The 22326-nt window shown below is 61.2% G+C and carries 18 protein-coding genes; 5 read left to right on the top strand and 13 right to left on the bottom strand.

Going from position 1 to position 22326, the window contains the following annotated elements:
* Positions 1–12: 12 nt before the first annotated feature.
* The 5 genes from ACKUUJ_RS07365 to ACKUUJ_RS07345 form a co-directional block, all read right to left on the bottom strand.
* The gene (locus tag ACKUUJ_RS07365) at positions 13–873 is read right to left on the bottom strand and encodes an ABC transporter ATP-binding protein (protein ID WP_055287178.1); all 861 of its coding nucleotides are present in this window, start codon (positions 871–873) and stop codon (positions 13–15) included.
* On the bottom strand, positions 863–1942 hold the full coding sequence (locus ACKUUJ_RS07360) for a branched-chain amino acid ABC transporter permease (RefSeq protein WP_409065181.1): 1080 nt from the start codon (positions 1940–1942) through the stop codon (positions 863–865). Before ACKUUJ_RS07360 ends, ACKUUJ_RS07365 begins: the two co-directional genes overlap by 11 nt.
* Positions 1943–1951: 9 nt before the next feature.
* Positions 1952–2833 carry a branched-chain amino acid ABC transporter permease gene (locus ACKUUJ_RS07355; RefSeq protein ID WP_022095035.1) on the bottom strand — a complete coding sequence of 294 codons (882 nt, stop codon included), beginning with the start codon at positions 2831–2833 and terminating at the stop codon, positions 1952–1954.
* Between the two features lie 160 nt (positions 2834–2993).
* Positions 2994–4181 carry an ABC transporter substrate-binding protein gene (locus ACKUUJ_RS07350; protein ID WP_409065180.1) on the bottom strand — a complete coding sequence of 396 codons (1188 nt, stop codon included), beginning with the start codon at positions 4179–4181 and terminating at the stop codon, positions 2994–2996.
* 269 nt (positions 4182–4450) lie between these two features.
* Positions 4451–4735 (bottom strand): hypothetical protein, encoded by a 285-nt coding sequence (locus ACKUUJ_RS07345; protein ID WP_409065179.1) that lies wholly within the window; start codon positions 4733–4735, stop codon positions 4451–4453.
* A gap of 218 nt (positions 4736–4953) precedes the next feature.
* Between ACKUUJ_RS07345 and ACKUUJ_RS07340 the strand changes: the two genes are divergently transcribed.
* Positions 4954–6297: a homoserine dehydrogenase gene (locus tag ACKUUJ_RS07340; RefSeq protein WP_409065178.1), complete on the top strand. Its 1344-nt coding sequence runs from the start codon at positions 4954–4956 to the stop codon at positions 6295–6297.
* A gap of 221 nt (positions 6298–6518) precedes the next feature.
* Complete coding sequence (locus ACKUUJ_RS07335) at positions 6519–7268, top strand: SDR family NAD(P)-dependent oxidoreductase (protein WP_409065177.1); 750 nt, start codon at positions 6519–6521, stop codon at positions 7266–7268.
* Positions 7269–7390: 122 nt separating this feature from the next.
* Here the strand turns inward: ACKUUJ_RS07335 and ACKUUJ_RS07330 are convergent, their stop codons facing one another.
* Positions 7391–8953 carry a cation:proton antiporter gene (locus ACKUUJ_RS07330; protein WP_409065176.1) on the bottom strand — a complete coding sequence of 521 codons (1563 nt, stop codon included), beginning with the start codon at positions 8951–8953 and terminating at the stop codon, positions 7391–7393.
* Between the two features lie 184 nt (positions 8954–9137).
* Here ACKUUJ_RS07330 and ACKUUJ_RS07325 point away from each other — a divergent pair, with 184 nt between their 5' ends.
* Positions 9138–12884, top strand: a complete 3747-nt coding sequence (locus ACKUUJ_RS07325; RefSeq protein ID WP_409065175.1) for a phosphoribosylformylglycinamidine synthase — start codon at positions 9138–9140, stop codon at positions 12882–12884.
* A gap of 99 nt (positions 12885–12983) precedes the next feature.
* Entirely contained in the window at positions 12984–13919 is a 936-nt protein-coding gene (locus ACKUUJ_RS07320; protein ID WP_409065174.1) for a DMT family transporter, read from the top strand.
* A 101-nt stretch (positions 13920–14020) separates the two neighbouring features.
* On the opposite strand, the gene ACKUUJ_RS07315 is transcribed toward ACKUUJ_RS07320, so the two are convergent.
* The 4 genes from ACKUUJ_RS07315 to ACKUUJ_RS07300 form a co-directional block, all read right to left on the bottom strand.
* Entirely contained in the window at positions 14021–15163 is a 1143-nt protein-coding gene (locus tag ACKUUJ_RS07315; protein ID WP_409065173.1) for a GGDEF domain-containing protein, read from the bottom strand.
* A gap of 187 nt (positions 15164–15350) precedes the next feature.
* Positions 15351–16373: a 2-keto-3-deoxygluconate permease gene (locus tag ACKUUJ_RS07310; RefSeq protein WP_055250648.1), complete on the bottom strand. Its 1023-nt coding sequence runs from the start codon at positions 16371–16373 to the stop codon at positions 15351–15353.
* A gap of 142 nt (positions 16374–16515) precedes the next feature.
* A complete protein-coding gene (locus ACKUUJ_RS07305; RefSeq protein WP_409065172.1) occupies positions 16516–16839 on the bottom strand; it encodes an AzlD domain-containing protein in 324 nt (107 codons plus the stop codon).
* Positions 16829–17521, bottom strand: coding sequence for an AzlC family ABC transporter permease (locus ACKUUJ_RS07300; protein WP_055250651.1), 693 nt, complete (start codon positions 17519–17521; stop codon positions 16829–16831). The genes ACKUUJ_RS07305 and ACKUUJ_RS07300 overlap by 11 nt, the downstream gene beginning before the upstream one ends.
* A gap of 137 nt (positions 17522–17658) precedes the next feature.
* Here ACKUUJ_RS07300 and ACKUUJ_RS07295 point away from each other — a divergent pair, with 137 nt between their 5' ends.
* Positions 17659–18471, top strand: coding sequence for an HD domain-containing protein (locus tag ACKUUJ_RS07295; protein WP_409065171.1), 813 nt, complete (start codon positions 17659–17661; stop codon positions 18469–18471).
* Here the strand turns inward: ACKUUJ_RS07295 and ACKUUJ_RS07290 are convergent.
* Genes ACKUUJ_RS07290 through ACKUUJ_RS07280 form a run of 3 tightly spaced genes read right to left on the bottom strand, consistent with a single transcriptional unit; the run spans position 18468 to position 22093 of the window.
* Positions 18468–19673: an FAD-binding protein gene (locus ACKUUJ_RS07290; protein ID WP_409065170.1), complete on the bottom strand. Its 1206-nt coding sequence runs from the start codon at positions 19671–19673 to the stop codon at positions 18468–18470. The genes ACKUUJ_RS07295 and ACKUUJ_RS07290 overlap by 4 nt on opposite strands.
* Entirely contained in the window at positions 19674–20489 is an 816-nt protein-coding gene (locus ACKUUJ_RS07285; RefSeq protein WP_118081271.1) for an electron transfer flavoprotein subunit beta/FixA family protein, read from the bottom strand.
* Positions 20490–20491: 2 nt separating this feature from the next.
* Complete coding sequence (locus ACKUUJ_RS07280) at positions 20492–22093, bottom strand: FAD-binding oxidoreductase (RefSeq protein ID WP_409065169.1); 1602 nt, start codon at positions 22091–22093, stop codon at positions 20492–20494.
* Positions 22094–22326 lie beyond the last annotated feature (233 nt).

The raw sequence follows: 22326 nt of genomic DNA, 5'->3' as shown, positions 1-22326 counted from the left end.
CGGCTCTGCCATTTAGTTCTCCCCCTTATCCTGCTTGCCCAGATACGCCTCGATAACGGCATCGTTATTCTGGATTTCCTCTGCCGTGCCCTTGGCGATGACCTTACCAAAGTTGAGCACGCAGATGCCCTCGCAGATGTTCATAACGAGCGACATATCATGCTCGATAAGCATGATGGCAATGCCAAAGGTGTCGCGAATCTTGACGATGTTCTCCATAAGCTCCGCGGTCTCGGACGGGTTCATGCCGGCGGCAGGCTCGTCGAGCAGCAGCAGTTTGGGGTTGGTGGCAAGCGCGCGGACGATCTCCAGACGGCGCTGAGCGCCGTAAGGCAACGATCCGGCCTGCTCGTTTGCCAGATGCTCCATATCAAAGATGGACAGCAGCTCCATGGCGCGCTCGTGAGCAGCCTTCTCGTGCTTCCAATACGTCGGCAGGCGCAGCACGCCCTCAAAGCCGGAGTAGCGCTCCTGGTTATGCAGGCCGACCTTAACGTTATCCTCCACCGTCATGGTGTTGAACAGACGAATGTTCTGGAAGGTACGGGCAATACCCATGCGGTTGACCTGATAGACCGACTTGCCCGAGGTGTCCTCACCGTCGAGCAGGATGGTGCCGTGCGTGGGCTGATACACCTTGGTGAGCAGGTTGAAGACCGTGGTCTTACCGGCACCGTTGGGGCCGATCAGACCGGCGATCTCGGTCTTGCCGATAGTCAGACTAAAGTCGTCGACTGCCTTAAGGCCACCGAACTCGATGCCCAGGTGGATGCACTCGAGTGCCGGGCGCTCGCCCAGGTCGCGGTCGGGAACGATGGCGCCAGAAGGATACGGAACCATCTTGCCCTTGTTGAACTCAAACTTACTGGGCATCGGCTGCCACCTCCTTCTTAGAAGTAAAGCGGTCCTTAATGCGGCCGAAGAACGCTTTAAGCTGCGGGTTGTTGGTAAAGATCATGACCAGAATCAGCACAATGGCGTAGATGAGCATGCGGTAGTCCGAGAACTGACGGAGCAGCTCGGGGAGCACCGTGAGCAGCGCCGCGGCGATAACGGAGCCGCGCATGTTGCCCAGGCCGCCCAGGACCACGAACACCAGAATGAGGATGGACGTGTTGAAGTCGAACTTAGTGGCGGAAAGCTGCGAGAAATTACCGCCGAACAGGGCTCCGGCAGCACCGGCGAGGGCAGCGGAAACCACGAAGGCGATCATGCGGTACTGAGTGACGGAGATGCCCACGGACTCGGCTGCAATCTTGTTGTCGCGCACGGCAATAATGGCACGACCGGTACGGCTGCGAACCAGGTTGAGCACGATCACGAGTGCGACCATGACCAGGATGGCACCGGCGAGGAAGGTCGAGTACGTCGACACACCCGATGCGCCCTGCGCGCCCTTGATGATGGCGGTGCCGTCCTCGAGCAGATGCAGGTCGTCGATCGTGGAGTTGCCCGTGATGTTAAAGATCACGTGCAGGCCGCGGGAGTCGACGCCCACGATAAGGCAGGTGACGATTTCTTTGATGATCTCGCCAAAAGCCAGGGTCACGATGGCCAGATAGTCGCCGCTCAGGCGCAAGACCGGGATACCAATCAAGAAGCCCAAGATGGCAGCGGCGATAGCGCCGACCACAATGCTGATGATTAGACGCACCGGATCGGACGGAACGGCGCCCTCCAGCGCGACGGCGGTGACGATGCCCGTATAGGCGCCGACGCTCATAAAGCCCGCGTGGCCCAGCGACAGGTCGCCCGCGATGCCGACGACGAGGTTAAGGGAAATGGCCATGACGATATAGGCCGTGATGGGAACCAGCTGACCGGCGATCATGCGCGGAATCATGTGGTTAGACTGCATAAAGAACACGATGGCGAACGCCACAAGGCACATGGCGTACGTGACAAAGTCGTGACGCGTCTGCTTGTCTTTAAGAAACTTCATAACGCTCACCTACACCTTCTCGGGGACGTACTTGCCCAAGAGGCCGGCAGGCTTGACGAGCAGAACGATGATCAAAACACCAAAGACGATGGAGTTGGCAAGGCTCGTGGAAATGTAGGCCTGCGCCATCGCCTCGATGATGCCGATGAGAATACCACCGACAAAGGCGCCGGGGATGGAGCCGATGCCGCCGAAAACGGCAGCGTCGAAGGCCTTGATGCCAGGCATGGCACCCGTCGTGGGCTGCAGCACCGGCGAGTAGGAGCACAGCAGCACGCCGGCGATGGCGGCAAGGGCAGAGCCGATGGCAAACGTCATCGAGATGGTGCGGTTGACGTTGATGCCCATGAGCTGAGCGGCGGCCTTGTCCTCGGACACGGCGCGCATGGCTTTGCCCATCTTGGTCTTACCTGTAAAGAACATCAGGCCGGCCATGATAACCAGGCAGGCGACGATGGTGACGAGCGAGACGGCGCTTACGTTGAACTTGGCCAAGAACTCCGGCACCTGGAAGGTGACGAGCGAAGTGAAGTTCTTGGGCGTGGCGCCCCACAGAAGCTGCGCGGCGTTCTGCAGGAAGTAAGACACGCCGATAGCCGTGATCAGAACGGCCAGCGGGCCTGCTTGGCGCAGCGGCTTATAGGCCAGGCCCTCAATGAGAACACCGAGGACCGTGCAGGCCACGCAAGAGAGAACTACAGATGCCCAGCCCGGGAGGCCGAGATACGACGTGGCGCAGAACGAGACATAGGCACCGACCATGATGACATCGCCGTGAGCGAAGTTCAGCATCTTGGCGATACCGTAGACCATGGTGTAGCCCAACGCGATGATGGCGTAGACGCTGCCCATGGACAGGCCGTTGACCAGGTATTGGATAAAGACCGTCATGTTCCACATCCCCCTTTCGAATAGGTTTCCAGTTATTTCGAATAGGTTTCCAGTTAATGTATGAAACAGGGACGTTACATCGTCCCTAGATACCAAGCAAGCAGGGAAGGCCAAAACCTCCCCTGCTTGGGATCAAAACCGCTCTATGTAAGGCGGCCAATTAGGCCTGTACGTACTTGCCGTCGGTAATGACGTACGCCGTCGGGTCCTTCTGGACCTGGCCCTTGTCGTTCCAGGAGAGCTTGCCAGTCAGACCGTCAACGGTAATGTTGCGCATAGCCTCGGGAAGCTTCTCGGCAACCTCGGTCGGGTCGGCGTCGGCACCCAGGCCGGCTTCCTTGAGGGCCTCGACCACCGCATGCACGCCGTCGTAGGCGTCGGCGGCAAACTGGTCCGGAGTCTCGCCATACTTATCTTTGTAAGCGTTGACGAAGTCGGCGTTCTTCTCGTCGTCGGCGGAGAACGGGGTCATGAGCAGCAGACCCTCGGCAAGAGAGGTATCGAAGCCCTCAACGCCCAGGATACCGTCCATGCCGTCGCAGCCCATCATCTTGACGTCGTAGCCCATGTCCTTGGCGTTCTTGAGCAGGACGGACGCCGGTGTGTAGTAGATCGGCGCAAAGATCATGGTGGCGCCAGCCTGCTTGGCCTTGGTCAGCTGGTTGGTAAAGCTCGTGGCGGAGTCGTCCTTAAAGGTCTCCTCGTCAACAATCTCGAGCTTGGACTCAGCGGCCTGGGCCTTAAAGGAATCTGCGATGCCCGAAGAATAGGCGTCGCCGGAGTTATAGAACAGCACGAACTTCTCGTCCGCATACTTCTGTGCCAGGAACTTGGCAGCGTTGACACCCTGGTTGGGGTCGGTGAAGCAAACCTGGAAGACGCAATCCTTGCCCTTGGTAACGTCCTCGGAGGACGCGGACGGGGTAATCATGAACGTCTCGGGGTCGTTACCGCACTCAGCAGCAACGGCGACCGACGCACCCGTGGTGGTCGGACCGACAAGGGCCTGCATGCCCCAGTCGAGCAGGGTGTTGAAGGCGTTGACGGCCTTCTCACCGTCAGCCTGGTCGTCCTCGGCCTTGCTGACAAGCGGCAGCTCCTTAGTCGAGAAATCCTTGCAGCCAAGCTCGACAGCCTGTGTAACGGACTTGCCGTAGGACGCGTTGGCGCCGGTCAGCGGGCCGATGGTGCCGATCTTAAACGAAGCGTCGCCCGACGCGGAACCGCTGTCGCCGCCGTTGGAGGAGCAGCCAGCTAGAATGGACATCGCCCCCAGACCTGCTGCGCTCGCGATAACGCTCCTGCGATTCATAACAGGGTTCAATGACTTACCGGTGAGGCTCGACATGCGGCTCTCCTCTCAAATCTCGTCGGGTTTCGGTTACCCGACAGGCCATCCTTCGCCGTGTTCGGCGTTCGCAAAATAGTAGACGCTTTAGTTGAGAAAAGTGGCGATTATTTCAACTTTTCTTTTGTTTTGCCCATTTATCCATAATTCTGCGTATTCCTGTCGGTTTATGCAGTAATGCCACTTTATTGTGTGAAAGTAATGTTTCCGTTCTGTTACAGGCGTCCCTGCCCTGAATAAAACGGCCTCACCGGTCTCGTTATATGCACTTAGGCGGCGATGTACTTGCCGTCCTGAATCACATAGGCCGTAGAGGGCTTCTCGACTTGGCCCTCGTCGTTCCACGTCAGCTCACCCGTCAGGCCCTCGATCTTGATCTTGCGTATGGCCTTGGTCGGCTGGTTGATAAAGCTCGTGGAGGAGTCGTCCTTAAAGGTCACGGTATCGACGATGTCGAGCTTGGATGCCTTGGCCTGCTCGGCAAAGGCATCGGCGATCTCGCACGAGACGGCGACGGCGGCACCGGTGGTGACGGGGCCGACGAGCGCCTGCATGCCCCAGTCGCACAGGGCAAACCTTATGGTGTAAACGTTGACAGTTTGTTACGGAGTTCCGTTTGTAGCGAGCATGTTTCCAATGTTTCCGCAGCGTTTCGGGGGTGCCGTTTTGTGCGACTCCTGTTGCCTGGCGAGCACGCGCCCTCGGTTCACGCTAGAATGCACTCAACCTTTAAGCGGTTAATCCATCCATAAGATGCACGAAGGAGCTATCTATGAGCGAACCCCTGCGCACCGTGAACGTCGGTCTGATCGGTCTGGGAACCGTCGGAGGCGGCGTGGCCCGTCTGATCAAGAGCCACCACGATGAGTACCTGGCAGCCTACGGCATCGACCTTAAGCTGACCCGCGCCTGCGCGCTTGCCTGGGAGCAGGCCGAAGCAGCCGGTATTGAGCGCGAGGCCTTTACAAGTGACTGGCACGACGTCGTCACCGACCCCGCCGTCGACATCGTCGTCGAGCTGATCGGCGGCGAGCATCCCGCAACCGAGATCTTCACCACTGCCTTCGAGAACGGCAAGCATGTCGTCTCCGCCAACAAGGCTCTGCTGGGCCGTCACGTCGAGACGCTCGCCGAGAAGGCGCGCGCGTGCGGCGTGCAGATTAAGTGCGAGGCCAGCTGCGGCGGCGGCATCCCCATTGTCAGCACGCTTGAGCACGACCTGGTAGGCAACAAGATCCTGACCATCGCCGGCATTCTCAACGGCACCACCAACTATATCCTGTCGCGCATGGACGCCGAGGGCGCCGATTACGCCGACGTACTTGCCGACGCGCAGGCCAAGGGCTATGCCGAGGCCGACCCGTCCGCCGACGTCGACGGCTTCGACGCCGCCAGCAAGACGGCGATCCTCGCCTCCATCGGCTTTGGCACCCGCGTTACCACTGATGATGTGTACCAGCAGGGTATCCGTACCATCGGCGCCGAGGACATCGCCCAGGCCCGCGAGCTCGGTTACACCATTAAGCTGCTCGGTATCGCCCGCAACACCGACGCCGGCGTCGATGTTCGCGTGCACCCCACGCTGATCCCCGCCGACCACATGCTCGCCAAGGTCAACGACGCCATGAACGCCGTCTACGTGGTAGGCGACGCCGTAGGCGAGACCATGTTCTACGGTGCCGGAGCTGGCTCCTTCCCCACCGCGAGCGCCGTCGTGGGCGATATCCTGTCGCTCTCCGAGCAGATCAGCCGCGGCGTGGCTCCGCTGCCCGAGATTGAGCCCTATGGCCACAACCTCGCCTTTAAGCCCATGGACGAGATCCAGACCAAGTACTATGTGCGCCTGAAGGTCGCCGACCGCGTGGGCGCCCTGTCCGAGACGGTCGATATCTTTGCCAAGCACAACATCTCGATCTCGCTCATCAACCAGGTCGAGGACGGCAAGTCGGGCGTCAGCGATGCCTGCTCGGTCATCTTCCTGACGCACCGCGCGCTCGAGAAGGACGTCCAGGCTGCCGCCGCCGAGCTTGCCAGCGTCGACTGCGTGGCCGAGGTCGCCAACGTCCTGCGTATCGAGGACGTCGAGGCCTGGACCGAAGGCGTCATGGCCAACTAGCCTGATTCTCGGCAAATCAAATAACGCATGAGGGGCTCCCGTCCGATTGGATGGGAGCCCCTTTTAGTTGCATCTTTTGCACGAAGTGGTCGACTAACGTTTGAACAACTTGACCGTTCGTCAACAACCGTGGATACCGTTTACCGATATGCGGCGTCAGCTGTTTTTTGCCGCCACTATGCTGTGCTGCAAGTATCCATCCGCATAAGAGAGGAAGCGATATGCTGCTCGAGGGCAAGAAAGCAATCATCACCGGAGGCACGCGCGGTATCGGCTATGCCATCGCCTGCCGTTTTATCGAGGAAGGCGCCGCCGTCACCGTCTTTGGCTCGCGCCAGGAGACTGCCGACGCGGCCGTTGAGAAGCTGACAGCCGCCTATCCCGAGGCCAAGGTCTGGGGTCGCTCCTGCGACCTCACCTCGCTCGAAGCCGTAACCGAGGCCTTTACCCAGGCTGCCGCCGATATGGGCGGCTTGGACACGGTCGTCAACAACGCCGGCATCTCCCAGCGCTCGCCCCTTTTGGATTACACGGCAGAAGAGTTTGCAAAGGTCATGGACCTCAATGTCGTCGCCGTCTTTAATGGTCACCAGGCTGCCGCCAAGATCATGACCGAGGCCGGCCACGGCGGCACCATCACCACCACGAGTTCAATGGTCGCCAAGTATGGCCAGCCCTCCGGCGTCGGCTATCCTACGTCCAAGTTTGCCGTCAACGGCATGGTCCAGTCGCTCTCGCGCGAGCTCGCCCCCATGGGTATTCGCGTCAACGCCGTCGCGCCTGGCGTAACCAAGACCGATATGGTCGCCAACCTGCCCGAAGAGGTTATTAAGCCCATCATCGCCACCATTCCCCTGGGTCGCATGGGCGAGCCCGAGGACGTTGCCAACGCCTTCGTTTTCCTTGCGAGCGACATGTCCTCCTATGTCACGGGCGCCGTGCTCCCCGTCGACGGAGCCGCCCGTTCCTAAGGGGCCACAAGCCACGACTTCGAACCTCAACGAGGCCCAACGCAAAAGGCGCGCTGTCTGCATCAACCGCAGGCAGCGCGCCTTCTATTATTTGGACGGAACCCGTATCCCGGCATTCCTTACTACTTACCGTCGTCGTCCTGGGCTTCATCGCGCGCATAGAGCTCCAGCATGCGGCGGCGGTATTCGCGCACGGCGAGCTTGGCGCGCTCCAGGCGGCGACGCTCATGCGGAGTCAGCTCGGACGTGTCGATCTCGTCTCCATAGGTCTTATCGGCAAGCAGGTGCGCCGCGTCCACGATGCGGGCATCGATGTGGCCGCTCGCCGCCTCGGCGGAAAGACGCTCGGCAATCGTATCGAGCGTAGGCAGACCCTCGAATACGCGACCGTGACCATGCGAGGTCAGCAGCTCGTGCTCGCGTGCGAGCAGGCTCGCCAAATCGTGATGGGCACGCAGGATGTCGAGCGCATCGGATGGATGCTCGGCAACCTCTGCCACGGCGGCGACCGGTGCGGCATCGACCACGCGGTAGAAGAGCTGCGCGAGCAATGGCATCAAGAACACCGTAATGGCACCGGCGGCAACCATGACCGACGCAATATCTTGCGACAGCGCGCCCGCGTTGACGGCCACGCTTGTCACGGCAACGATGATCGGCAGCGCCGTGGTGCAGTAGAGCGCCACGGTGATGCGGCCATACGCCGACACATCGCGCGTCGCAGAACAAATGCTCATGGAAATAAGAATGGGCACCGCACGAATAATCAGCAGCGCCACGATAAAGCCCACGAGCAGCCCGGGGCGCGACACCACGGCCGTCAGATCGATCTTCGCGCCCGATACGGTAAAGAACACCGGAATCAAAAAGCCGTAGGCCAGGCCGTCGAGCTTGGTCTCGAGCGTATGGTTGCCCTCGGGGATGATGTAGCGCAGGACAAAGCCGGCGGCAAAAGCGCCCAACACGATATCGAGGCTAAAAATGGCGGAAAACGCCACGAGCGTGACCAAAATAAGCACCGTCAGGCGCACGAACGTCTGCGATGTGGTATCGGCGCGCTCCTGAATAAAGGCGAAAAAACGGCTGCCGATGCGTTTGGAGCGGCTGGGGACCACGGCCAGCAACACGCAGACCACAGCAAACAGGCCAAGGATCACAAGCGTCTCGATGCCCGTACGGGCAGACAGCAGCACCGACATGGCGAGCACGGGACCGAGCTCGCCCCAAGTACCATACGCGAGAATCGAGTCGCCCACACGCGTGCCGGTGAGCGAGCGCTCGCGCAAGATGGGCATGAGCGCTCCAAGCGCCGTCGAGGTCAAGGCGAGCGTCACGGCGATACCGTCGAAATGGCTGACCGAGAACCACGGGGTAAAGCGCACGGCAAGCCAGGCGATACAAAATGTGACAGCCCACGTGGCCATACCGTAGCGGCCTTCGACGCCCGTGATGTTCTTGGGATCGATCTCAAAGCCGGCAAGCAGGAACAAAAATGCCAGACCGAGCTCTGACACGAGCGAGACCTCGGCATCTACATGGATGACGCCAAGCATATGGGGTCCCAGCACCGCGCCGAACACGAGCAAAAAGACCGTTTCGGGAACGGGCTTTCCGGGAATCGCCGAGGCGATGAAGGGGCTTGCAAAGGCCACGAGCGCGATGATGGCGAGTGAAACGAATGCCATGTGATGCCTTTCTCTTGTTTGCGCATCACTGTAGCACCCTCGCCGTCCTCAACGCGCCGCGAGCTGTCGTATCATAGTGAGGTTTACAAACATGTGGCTCAAGGCGACCGCAGGGCAGACCCCGCAAACCGACCGCTGCCGCATACCGTACCGTACGCCCAACCGATCAGGAAGGCAGGAACCAATGGTCTCTCGTATCTACGTGGAGAAGAAACCCGGGTTCGACGTCGAGGCTCAGCAGCTCAAGGGCGAGCTGACCGAGATTCTCGGCATCAAGGGCATCGAGGCCCTGAGGATCATCAACCGCTACGACGTCGAGGGCATCGACGAGGAGCTTTTCCGCTCCTGCGTGCCGACCGTCTTTAGCGAGCCCCAGGTCGATGTGACCTACGACGAGCTCCCCGCAAGCGATAGCGCCGTCTTTGCCGTCGAATTCCTGCCTGGCCAGTTTGACCAGCGCGCCGACTCCGCCAGCGAGTGCGTGCAGCTCATCAGCCAGGGCGAGCGCCCCGCCGTGCGCTCCGCCAAGGTCTATATGATCTCGGGCGCTCTGGACGAAGCCGCCATCGAGGCCATCAAGCACTACGTGGTGAACCCCGTCGAGGCGCGCATCGCCTCGCTCGACTTGCCCGAGACGCTGTACATGGAGACGCCCGAGCCCCAACCCGTCGAGGTGCTCGACGGCTTCCGCGAGCTCGACGAGGCCGGCCTTGCCACCTTTATCGCCGATCGCGGCCTTGCTATGGACGAGGCGGACATTGCCTTCTGCCAGCAGTACTTCCGCGATGAGGATCGCGACCCCACCATCACCGAGATCCGCGTGATCGACACCTATTGGTCCGACCACTGCCGCCACACCACCTTCGGCACCGTCCTGGATGACGTGACGATCGACGACGCCGTGGTGCAGCAGGCCTTCGACCGCTACATGGAGATGCGCCACGAGCTCGGCCGCGACGCCAAGCCCGTCTGCCTCATGGACATGGGCACCATCGGCGCCAAGTACCTCAAGAAGACCGGCGTCATGACCGATGTCGATGAGTCCGAGGAGATCAACGCCTGCACCGTCAAGGTAAAGGTCGATGTCGATGGCGAGGACCAGGACTGGCTGTTCCTCTTTAAGAACGAGACCCATAACCACCCGACCGAGATCGAGCCCTTCGGCGGTGCCGCCACCTGCGTGGGCGGCGCCATCCGCGACCCGCTCTCGGGCCGCAGCTATGTGTACCAAGCCATGCGCGTCACCGGCGCCGGCGACCCCACCGTCCCGGTTTCCGAGACGCTCGAGGGCAAGCTGCCGCAGCGCAAGCTCGTAACCACCGCCGCCGCCGGCTACTCCAGCTACGGCAACCAGATCGGCCTTGCCACCGGCCAGGTCAACGAGCTCTATCACCCCGGCTACGTGGCCAAGCGCATGGAGGTCGGCGCCGTCGTGGGCGCTACCCCGGCAAACCACGTGCGTCGCGAGTGCCCCGCCCCCACCGACAAGATTATCCTGCTGGGCGGCCGCACCGGCCGTGACGGCATCGGTGGTGCCACCGGCTCCTCCAAGACCCAGAACACCGAGTCCATCGAGACCTCGGGCGCCGAGGTCCAGAAGGGCAACGCCCCGGTCGAGCGCAAGCTGCAGCGCCTCTTCCGCCGCGGCGACGCCTGTCGCCTGATCAAGCGCTGCAACGACTTTGGCGCCGGCGGCGTCTCGGTCGCCGTGGGCGAGCTTGCCGACGGCCTGTATGTCGACCTGGACACCGTGACCAAGAAGTACGACGGCCTGGACGGCACCGAGCTCGCCATCTCCGAGTCCCAGGAGCGTATGGCCTGCGCCGTCGCCGACGGTGACGTCGAGGAGTTCATGGGCTACGCCGCCGAGGAGAACCTGGAGGCGACCGTTATCGCCGAGGTTACCGCCGAGCCGCGCATGCGCATGGCCTGGAACGGTGTCGCCATCGTCGACCTATCCCGCGAGTTCCTCAACTCCAACGGCGCACCCAAGCACCAGGTCGCCCACGTGTGCGCCCGCAGCGTGTGGCAGCCCAGCTGGGCCGGCACCACACTTGCCGAGCGCATGACCTCGCTTGTCACCGACCTCAACGTTGCCTCCAACAAGGGCCTTTCCGAGCGCTTCGACTCCACCATCGGTGCCGCGACCGTGCTCATGCCTTTTGGCGGCAAGACGCAGCTCACCCCGAGCTCGGCCATGGTCGCCAAGTTCCCCGTGGACGGCGAGACCACCACGGCAAGCGCCATGGCATGGGGCTTCAACCCCTACCTGATGGAAGCCGACCAGTTTGCTGGCGCCTACCTGTCCGTGGTCGAGTCCATCGCCAAGCTCGTGGCTGCCGGCTTTGAGCACAAGCGCGCCTATCTCTCCTTCCAGGAGTACTTCGAGCGTCTGCGCACCGAGGCCGAACGCTGGGGCAAGCCCACGGCGGCCGTCCTGGGCGCCCTCATGGCCCAAGTCGACCTGGGTGCCGGCGCCATCGGTGGCAAGGATTCCATGAGCGGCTCGTTTGAGGACGAAGCCGGCGAGCTCAACGTTCCGCCGACTCTGATCAGCTTCGCTGTGGCCGTGGGCCGCGCGGCGCGCGCCGTCTCCCCTGAGTTCAAGGGCCTGACGCACCGCGTCGTCCGCATCGCCCCCGCTACCTACGGTGAGGACTACCGACCCGACGCCCAGCAGTTGCTCGCCGCATTTGACGCCGTCGAGGCGCTCACCGCCACTGGCGACGCCCTGGCCGTCTCCACGCCCGGCTACGGCTGCGGCGCCGAGAGCCTCTTTAAGATGTGCGTCGGCAACCAGATCGGCATCGAGCTTGCCGAGGATGTGGACGTGGAGAGCCTCTTCACCCCGCTCTACGGCAGCTTTATCGTCGAGCTCGCCGAGGACGCCAAGCTGCCCGAGGTCGCCGACGGCGTTGTCGTCGAGCCCCTGGGCACCACCGTCGAGGGCTATGTCATCGACACCGGCTCCGAGGTCATCGAGCTCGCCGAGCTCCAGGAAGCCTGGGAGAGCGGCATCGAGAGCGTCTTCGCCTACCGCAGCGCCGGCGAGACCCCCGAGGTCGAGACCATCGACTTCCGCGCCAAGGACATCCACGTGTACGGCGGCGCCAAGATCGCCCGCCCGCGCGTGATCATCCCCGTGTTCCCCGGCAACAACTGCGAGTACGACAGCGCCCGCGCCTTCCGTGCCGCCGGTGCCGAGGCCGACACCTTCGTGATCAACAACCTCACGCCCGAGGCCGTCGCCGAGAGCACCCACGAGCTTGCCCGCCGCATCCGTGCAAGCCAGATCGTCATGATCCCCGGCGGCTTCTCGGGCGGCGACGAGCCCGATGGCTCCGCGAAGTTCATCACGGCGTTCTTCCGCGCTCCCGAGGTCACCGAAGCAGTCCGCGACCTGCTCCAGGCCCGCGACGGCCTGATGCTGGGCATTTGCAACGGCTTCCAGGCCCTGGTCAAGCTCGGCCTGGTGCCCTACGGCGACATCGTCGACGCCACGCCCGATGCGCCCACGCTGACGTTCAACACCATCGGTCGCCATCAGAGCCGCCTGGTGCGCACCCGCATCTCGTCCAACCTGTCCCCGTGGCTGTCGCAGTGCAGCCTGGACGACCCCTACACCGTCGCCATCAGCCACGGCGAGGGCCGCTTTGTCGCCAATGACGAAGTGCTCGCCCAGCTGATTGCAAACGGCCAGGTCGCTACGCAGTACGTGGGCGAGGACGGCAAGCCCGGCATGGATCTTTCCGTCAACCCCAACGGCTCCGCACTCGCCATCGAGGGCATCACGAGCCCCGACGGCCGCGTCCTGGGCAAGATGGGCCATGCCGAGCGTCGCGGCGACAACCTGTACCGCAACGTGCCCGAGCATGTCCCCGGCGACAAGTTCATGCCGATCTTTGAGGGCGGCGTAGCCTACTTCGCCTAAACCTTTCCCATCGGGTACAATCCCTTCGGGTAACATCACCCGCCACCGACGCATCCGGTGGCGGGTTCTTTTTTGCTTCGCGCATGTAGGAAGGACATCATGGAAAGCCGCAAGCCGTATCTCGCCACCCTGCCCGGACTCATCCTGGGCTGTCTCGTCTGCTGTGCGCTCTGGGGGTCGGCTTTCCCCTGCATCAAGATCGGCTACGGCCTCTTTGGCATCCCCGCTCACGATAGCGCCTCACAGCTGCTCTTTGCGGGCTTGCGCTTCACGCTTGCCGGCGCCCTGGTTATCGTTGGGATGAGTGCGGCTCAGCGCCGTCCACTCGTTCCGCAAGCGCGCGATATCAAGCCCATCTGCATCTTGTCGCTCTTCCAGACCATCGGCCAGTACTTCTTTTTCTACCTTGGTCTCTCCCGGGCAAGCGCTATGTCGAGTTCCATCATCGAAGCCAGCGCCAACTTCCTCGCAATCCTCTTTGCCGCCCTGGCGTTTCGCACCGAGAAGCTCGATACGGCCAAGGTGCTTGGCTGTATGCTGGGCTTTGCCGGCGTCGCGCTCGTCAACCTTTCGGGCGCGGACGGCACCTTTGGCTTTGCGCTCGACGGCGAGGGCTTTATCCTGGCCTCCACCGTCGCGGGTGCCCTTTCGACCTGCCTGATCGGTATCTTCTCGCGCGAGCACGACGGCGTCTTGCTTGCCGGGTGGCAGTTCTTGGTCGGCGGCCTGGTCCTCACCGCCATCGGCTTTTTGATGGGTGGCGCGCTCTCCCCCACGGCGATTGCCCCCGCCATCGCGCTCATCATCTACATGGCGCTTATCTCCGCGGTCGCCTACTCGCTGTGGTCGCGCCTGCTTGCCGTCAACCCCGTCAGCCGCGTCTCGGTCTTTGGGTTTATGAACCCCGTCTTTGGTGTGGTGCTGAGCGCGCTGCTGCTCGGCGAGGGCGCTGGCACGAGCCCCGTTACCGTCATCGTTGCCCTGCTGTTGGTCTGCGGCGGCATCATCATCGTCAACAAACCCAAAAAGGCCTAACGAACTGCCCTTATTTAGTAGAGGAGATTCACATGCTTTAGCTTAATGGAGTACATCGGTGAGCTGAGGGCCGCAACGCACGCCAGCGTTCGCCCTTTTTTCTAGCGTATCTGGACGCCGGCTTTCTTCTTCTCGCGCTTTACGCGGTAGAGCTCCGCGTCGGCAGCGCGAAGCAAGTCTTGCCAGGTATCGACGCCATCACCAACCCGTGCGTAGCCGATGGACATCCGCAACAGATACGGGACCTCGGCGCGCGCGAGCTCGTCGCTGATTGCCGCGCACAGACACATGATGTGCTGCTCCGCCGTCGCCTTTTGAAGCACCACAAACTCATCGCCGCCATAACGTGCGATAAAGCCACCAGACGCCGAGCAGACCTCTTTGAGCGTAGCAGATATGACCTGGAGGGCATGATCGCCCTCAACATGTCCATACCGGTCGTTAATCTGCTTAAAGCCGTCAGCGTCCATCATAAGCAGATATACATCTTCGGCCTGATCCACATTTGAAAAGAGCGACAGCATATAGGTCTCAAAACGGTTGCGATTGTTGAGGCCAGTCAACGGGTCGGTCGAGATCAGCTGCTCCTGGTAGATGATGTAGAGCAGCAGGATGCTCAGCGTTATACCGACACAAAGGCCCGGTACCGAAAACAAAACCTGGAAGGTACCGCCCACCAGAGCGGGAACCGCAAAAAAGGCGAGGGTGCGATAAATGGCCTTCTTTTGCAGACTTTCGACTTTTCGAGTCTGAATAAAGGCATGCAAAGACGTATATATGATGTAGCAGTAGCTAACGATAGGCTGAATCATATAAAGCGCTCCGCGACGATATACGCCCTGTGCATCGATATAGAACATAGTGTGCGTCCAGTAGCTGGTAAATGCCAGCACGACCACCAATACGGTTGGCAACGTCACGAGCGCCACCCTATAGCGCGCGGTCAAAAGGCGTGAGCCCTGCACTGTCTCGGAATAGAAAAACCAAATGAGGCACGCGATGGCGAACAGCGAAAACGAGACCGCGTTGGAAATCCAGTTGGCCGTGATGCCTACAGGAGTGCTCACGCCGTCCGAGAGCGTCCAGATCATATCGAAGAAAATGTAGGCTGCAGACGTGTAGCCCAGCATGCTAAACAGAAGCTGCTGGGTGCTCGAGAACAAGGAGCGGCGGCTTCGTGCGGCAAGCCCGATAAGAACAATCATGCATAGCAGGAATATCTCGATTTTGAGTGCCTTAACCACTAGACGCCATCCCTTCAATATTCAAGTGGTCAGAATCGCCCGATTCTGGTCTGGGCAACAAACACCCCCTACCCGCAGGGGTAGGGGGAATCATAGCAGAGCGCCCGAACGTCACTGCAAAACAGTCATCGTTCGGGCGCTCAAACGGCGCGAATTGCACTCCGGCATCATTGATTGGTAGCGATTGCTATTCGCCATCGATGTCGGTCGCGACGGCCTCCTCGATGGCCTCGACACCGGCAGGCGACAGATCCTCCTTGCCCTGGCAAAACTTCTTGTCGACCCAGCCGGTCAGAATCGGGGCCATGATTGCTGTGATGATGACGGCGGTGGCGATCTGCGCATACGCGGTGGGCGCAAGCTCGGCATAGCGCGGAGCTACCTCGGCGAGGGCGACCGGCGTGGTCATAGCCGTGCCGGCGATAGTGGAGCAAGCCACAGCGGCCTTGCCATTGCCGCCGCACAGGCGCTCGAAGGCAAAGGTAATGGGACCGACGATAAAGAGCGTGATGAGGCCCAGCAGGATGCCCGAAATGCCGCCGGTGATAAAGCTCGAAAGACTCATGGACGCACCGAGCTGAAAACCGATAACGGCAATCGCAGGATTGGCGCCGGGAACCAGCAGGTTCTTGATGAACGGGAACAAGTTGCCCAGAACCATGCCGATAACAAGCGGCAAAATGGAGCCGATGATGGTGCCGACGGGGATGTTGGCGAGACCCGAGACACCGAGGATGATCATCGTGACGGCGGGGCCGGCCGTAAAGAACAGGATACCGACAGCGCCCTGCTCGGACTCGTCGCCGAACTCGCCCATGATGCCCGTGTAGAGCGCCATGTTGCAAAACGTAATGCCGCCGATGATGGAGACCGAGCTCAGACCCAAAAGGTTATCGTTAAAGAAGTACGCGACGCCCAGGCCCAACGCGGCCGCAACAACAAGCTTGGGGATCAGCACGACGATGCCGGTCTTGATAGCGCCCGGCGTGGACTTAAAGCTGATGCCGGCACCCACAAACAGCAGGATCGCGGCGACGATGGTGTTGGAACCACCGCGGCAGGCGGCGGTAAAGAAGCCGCCGATCTCAAAGACCTGCGGGCAGAAGGTATTGAGCAAAAGGCCAACGATCATCGGGTAGATCATGATGTCACCCGGGATACGCGGGACTTTGAATTTCTTTTGCTCGTTGGCGGTCGCTTCCTGTGCCATGAAACCCCCATTTCCGCTGACGCAGAACAAAAGCCCACGTCACACTTTGCTACAGTAAAGTTTGACCATGGTACCAGAAGAAGCAGACCGGCTCGGTGAGAAATTCGATTCGTTGTGCCGGGACGCTAAACGTGCCCCGCTCTTATATGAAGCTCAAAACGATATAGAACACGATGCCCGAGACGCAGCACCACAACATCGACTTTGTCTTGATTGCCACCGCCACGACGCCGACAGCCGCAATCCAGGGAATCAAGCCCTGCCACAAGCCGGCGTCGAAAGCGCCAGGGCTTATCAAATCGTTGGCAACCAGCGCCGCAAAGGCGGCAGGCGGAATATAACTCAAGGCCTCGGTAACGCGGGGCGACAGCGTTCTCCCGCGCAAGGCAAACGCCGGGGCAATGCGGAAAAACGCGATGGCCGCCCATGACGACAGCCATAGGACCAAAAACTCATTAACGGGCATCGCGAGCGCCCCTTCCCTCGGCGAGGACATCGCACGCGAGTGCCGTGACAACGCCGACGAGCACACTTGCCGGCACGGCGATATTCGTCCACCCCAAGAACTTGCATATGGCGACGGACACCGCAGCCAAACCGGCAGCTACGACATTGCCGCGCGACAGTCGCTGCGAAAAGAGTAGGCAGATAAAGAGCGATGTGCAGACAAAACCCGCAATAGCGGTGGGAACATCGACAACGGCGCCGACGATGGCGCCCGTCGTACACGAAACGCCCCATGTTGCGATGAGGATCACGTTGAGCACAAAGGACTCGAGCGGACCCCAATCCTCCCCTTTAACCAACTTGGCAAGCGAAATGCCGTATGCCTCCTCGGTAAGTGTCGCGGCAACAGCCAGCGTCTGACGCTTCGAAGCACCCCTCAAATGCGGTGCGATCGATGCCGAGTAAAGCGCAAAGCGCGAGGAGATTGCGGCGACGCTCGCGACGATCGACGCCGCAGGCACGCCTGCTAGCCACAGATTACAGATCATAAACTGCCCGCTGCCCGTCACGAACGTGCTGCTCAGGGCAAAAACCATCCAGGGTTCCATTCCCGTCTGCGCCATAATCATTCCGCACGGCGCGGCTATCGCAACATAGGTAAGCATCACCGGCCAGACGGTTTTAACGATTTTGAGCACCATAGCGTTCCTCGCCCCGACAAGATTTCCGAGCCGCATTCAACGACGCGGCAGAACCATCGCCCGATGGCAACCGAGTTCACCTACAATTGCCACCGGATCGAAAGACACAGAAAGACACAACTTTTTAGGAAGTCATTATGACAGCTATCGATCGAACGCGGGCTGCCGCGGCCTTCAAGACCTACACCGATGCCTACGATGCCGCCAATCCGCGTATCGCGCTCAAAATCGAGCATACGTACCACGTTGCCGAGGCATGCGATGCCGTGGCACGCGAACAGGGCTGGTCACCTCAGGACATTGACCTAGCGTGGCTTTGCGGCCTGCTGCACGATATGGGCCGCTTTGAGCAGCTGCGACGCTGGGACACGTTTAAGGATGCCGAGAGCATGAGTCATGCGGCGTTGGGCGTCGAGGTTCTCTTTGGCGAAAACCCTGCAGACGCGCCCGCGACAACAAGTATCCGCGACTTTATCGACGATCCGGTAGAAGACGAGTTGATTCGCGCAAGCATTGCCTATCACAGCGATTTCCGTCTACCCGCGCAGCTCGACGAGCGCACGCGGCGCTTCTGCGATATTGTGCGCGATGGCGACAAGGTCGACATTATGCGCACCATCGCCGACAGCACCATCGACACCATCCTCAAAGTGGATGAGGACGTGTTTCTTGCCAGCCACTTCTCGGCACCGACGCTGGCTGCCTTTGACGAGCACCGCTGCGTCACGCGCGATGAGCGCGATGAGCCCGCGGACTACTTGGTGGGGCTTATCTGCTTTATGTTTGAGCTCGTCTATCCGGCAAGCCGCGCGCTGACGCGCAAGCAGGGCGATATCTACCGCCTGCTCGACGCACCTTTTGGCATCGTGCGGCCCTTTACCGACCCCGCCACGCAAGCGACCTGGGAACGCCTAAAGAAAGAGATGCGAGCCTGGCTGGCCAGCGCCTAGCGCTCGAGCTGGGCCAGAAGCTCCTCGACAACTTCGACGGCGTCACCGACAACTTTGTACTGCGCAGCGCCGAAGATGGGGGCATCCGGGTCCTCGTTGACAGCGATGATGCACTCCGCGCCGCCGATGCCGGCAAGATGCTGGATAGCGCCCGAAACGCCGATACTCACAAGGAGCTTGGGCGAAACCGACACGCCGGTCTGGCCAATCTGGTGGCGATACTCCAACCAGCCTGCCTCCACAACGGGACGCGTGCAACCAAGCTCGGCACCCAAGGCATCGGCGAGTTTTCGCATCAGGGGCAGATTCTTCTTGGAGCCGATGCCGCGGCCCACCACGACCAGGCGCTCGGCATCGGCAATTGATGCCTGCTGCCCCCACTCCTCGGCGGGAATCGAGATCTCGACACGGGCCTTAACATCATTCGCAAGCGATACCTGGGTAATCGTGCCAGAGCGGCTGTAGTCAAACTTGGGTGCCCCAAAGATGCCGGGGCGCACCGTTGCCATCTGCGGCCGATGATTGGGGCAGATAATGGTGGCCATCAAGTTGCCGCCAAACGCCGGGCGGGTCTGCTGCAGTAGACCCGTCTCCGTATCCATCGAAAGCACCGTACAGTCGGCCGTAAGGCCCGTCTGCAAGCGTACGGCCACACCGGGCGCCAGCTCACGACCAAAGGCGGTTGCGCCGTACAGAATGGCCTCGGGTCTGCGCTCGGCCACCAAATCGCAGATGAGACGAGCATAGATCTCCGCATCGTTTTGGCGCAGTCGCTCGTCGCGGCAGACCACGACCTCGTCGGCACCGGCGCAGACCAGATGCTCCAGGTCCTCAAGCGAGCCCTCGGGGCCCATGCCGGCCAATGCCACCAGACGGCAACCGCGAGCATTGGCAAGCTCGCGCCCCTTACCCATGAGCTCGTAGGCCACCGGAGCCACGACATCGTGATCGTCGGTCTGAACGAATACCCATATGTCTCGATACGCATCGAGGTCAACCGCGCCAGCGGCCTCGTCGCGCTCGATCGAAATGGCATTGACGGGGCAGGCGTCGACGCACCCGCCGCACAAGATACAGCCGTCGGTCACATGGGTGCAGCGGTTGGGGCGCTCGCCCTCCATCACAATGCCACCCGAGGCACAGGCGCGAACGCAGCGGCCACAGCCAACGCACGCCTCGCTATCGATTATCAGTCCGCTCATCTATGCCATCCCCTCGATAATCTTGGCAATCTTTGCCGCCTGCTCGACCGGCGTGCCCTCGATGGCCTCGCACGTTTGGTCGCGGTCGGGCACAAACGAGCGCACGACCTGCGTCGGCGATCCGGTAAGGCCGCAACGCGAAGGGTCAGCATGTACATCGGCAGCACAGACCACCCGCACATCCGCATCTTCGGCCGCGCGAATGCCGGCGATGCTCGGCATGCGCAGCTGGCCGATCTCCTTGGCGGTCGTCATCGCGCACGGCATCTCCAGATAGACCGTCTCCTCGCCGGCATCGCAACCGTGAACGAGCGAAAGCGCACCGCACGTCGTAAAACCTGCGCTCTGCACGCAGCTCACATCGGTCACGCAGGGAATCTCGAAGGCGCCGGCCAGCTCGGGGCCAATCTGGGCGGTATCGCCATCTACCGCCATCTTGCCGCAGATGAGCAGGTCGAAGTCCTCGTCGAGCGCCTCGATACCGCATTTGAGGGCATAGGTGGTCGCCAACGTGTCCGCGCCCGCAAAGGCGCGATCGGTCAGCAGCAGCGCATCATCGGCGCCGCGGGCAATGCAGTCGCGCAGCAGCGATTCGGTTGCAGGGATACCCATCGACACCACCGTCACGCGCACATCCATGCCAAAGCCGATAAAGTCGTCCTTGAGCGCCAGCGCGCATTCGAGGGCACTTGCATCGAAGGGATTAATGACCGCCTGCTTGCCATCACGCACGATGGTATTGGTTTTGGGGTCCATCTTGACCTCGGTGCTTCCCGGTACCGCCTTGACGCACACCACCATATGGAAATCGCTCATCTTCACGCGCCCCCTTTCTGGACGAGTTCATCCAAGAGCTTCTCCGAAAATAGGTTGCCACGACCCAGCTGCCCGGCAGGATCGAGCTGCAGCTTGAGTCGAGCCGATTCGACCATGGCCTCGTGGCCGTACATCGTCTCCAAAAAGCCCGCTTTGATCTTGCCGACGCCGTGCTCGGCAGAGACGGCGCCGCCCATAGCCGTTACCTCCGCAGCCCACCGGGCAAACAGCTCACCACCGCGACGGTAGTCCTGCGCATCGCGCGGCAGGATATTCACATGCAGATGGTTGTTGCCGATATGTCCCCAGGCGGCAGACTCAAGCCCGCTTTCGGCCAGCGTGCGGCGATAGAAGGCAACGACATCGGCCAGGCGCGCGTTGGGTACCGACATATCCGACCCCAGTTTGGTAATGGTGGGGTCGGTGCGGCGACGCTCATCGATGAGCATGTTGACACTCTCGGGGACGGCGTGGCGGAAGAACCGCTGGCATTCGCGATCGACCTCGGTGCGCGCAACCCAGGTCGCGTCATCGCGGCCGCCCGCAAGCTCCAAAACCCATCCCAGGTGGTACAGCTCCTCAGTCGCTTGAGCCTCGTCGTCGCAGTCGAGTTCCACGTAAATACAGACCTTTGCCTCATCGTCGAGTGCCGGCAGCGAGGCAAACGCGGTCGACTGCTCGCGCTGGCGGCGAAGGATATCCAAGGCGCCGGCATCGAAATACTCAATAGCGGCGGCATGGGACAGCACGGGGCGCACGGAATCGGTAAAGGACACTGCCTTGTTCTCGCTGTCGAAAAAGCAGCTCACGCCCCATACGACCGAAGGTGCCGCCTGCAGGGCGATCTCGAGCTCGGTAATGACGCCGAGTGTGCCGCACGCACCGATAAAGAGGTCGATGGCGTCCATATCGTCCGCAACGAAATAACCCGACGCGTTTTTGGTCTTGGGCATGGTATAGCCGGGAAGATCCAGCTCGAGCGCGCGGCCTTCCGCTGTCACGAGCGACAAGTGGCGTGCGTCAGCGTGCGCCTGACCTCGATGAAGCTCAAGCAGGTCGCCGTCCGCCAGTGCCACGTGAAGCCCCGTAACGTGCGGGCGCATGGGGCCGTAGGCGTAACTGCGGGCACCAGAGGCATTGCACGCCGCCATGCCGCCCAGGCAGGCAGATGCCTCGGTGGGATCGGTGGGAAAGAACTGCTCAGGAGCTGCCTGGAACTCCTCATAGGCCTCAAGCGATACCTGATCCCAGTCAGCGGTCGGCAATGCCTTCTTACCCAGCTGCTTGCGCAACTCCGAAAGCACGACGCCCGGCTCCACGCGCAGCAGAAAACGGCCTCGCTCGTCGCGGCGAAGACCCAGGTAGCGATTCATACGAGAAGTGTTGAGGATGTGGCCGCCGTGGGGCACGGCACCGGCAGCCAGACCGGTCCGAGCACCCTGGACCGTTATCGGAACATGCTCGGCATGGAGCTTTCGCAGAATGGCGCGGACTTCGTCCTCCGTTGTCGGAAACGAGATGCTCGACGCCTCGCCCGATGTGCGAGATTCATCGCGACCATATTCTTCGAACTCGTCGCCGAAGGGTTTGATGGCTGCAGACACGCGAACTCCCCCTTTAGTTAACTACAGTGTTTGCAGGGAGATGTTACCGCATCGTTTCGTCGACGTGACTGAGACCGTCTCCATAATTGGCGAATTTTACGTTTGCGCAATTCGGCGAGCGGCAGCGTTTTCTCGGCAGGCGCTCTATTTAACGCGCTCCTTCCCATCGCTGCCACGCATGCAATTGGCGCCCGAAAAAAGTTGAGATATTTTTTACCCTCTCTCACCTGCGG

This window comes from Collinsella sp. wc0583 (assembly GCF_046116915.1).
In the GTDB taxonomy this organism is placed as follows: domain Bacteria; phylum Actinomycetota; class Coriobacteriia; order Coriobacteriales; family Coriobacteriaceae; genus Collinsella.
Note: the sequence above shows the minus strand (reverse complement) of the source record. Positions and strands in the feature narration are given on the sequence as shown.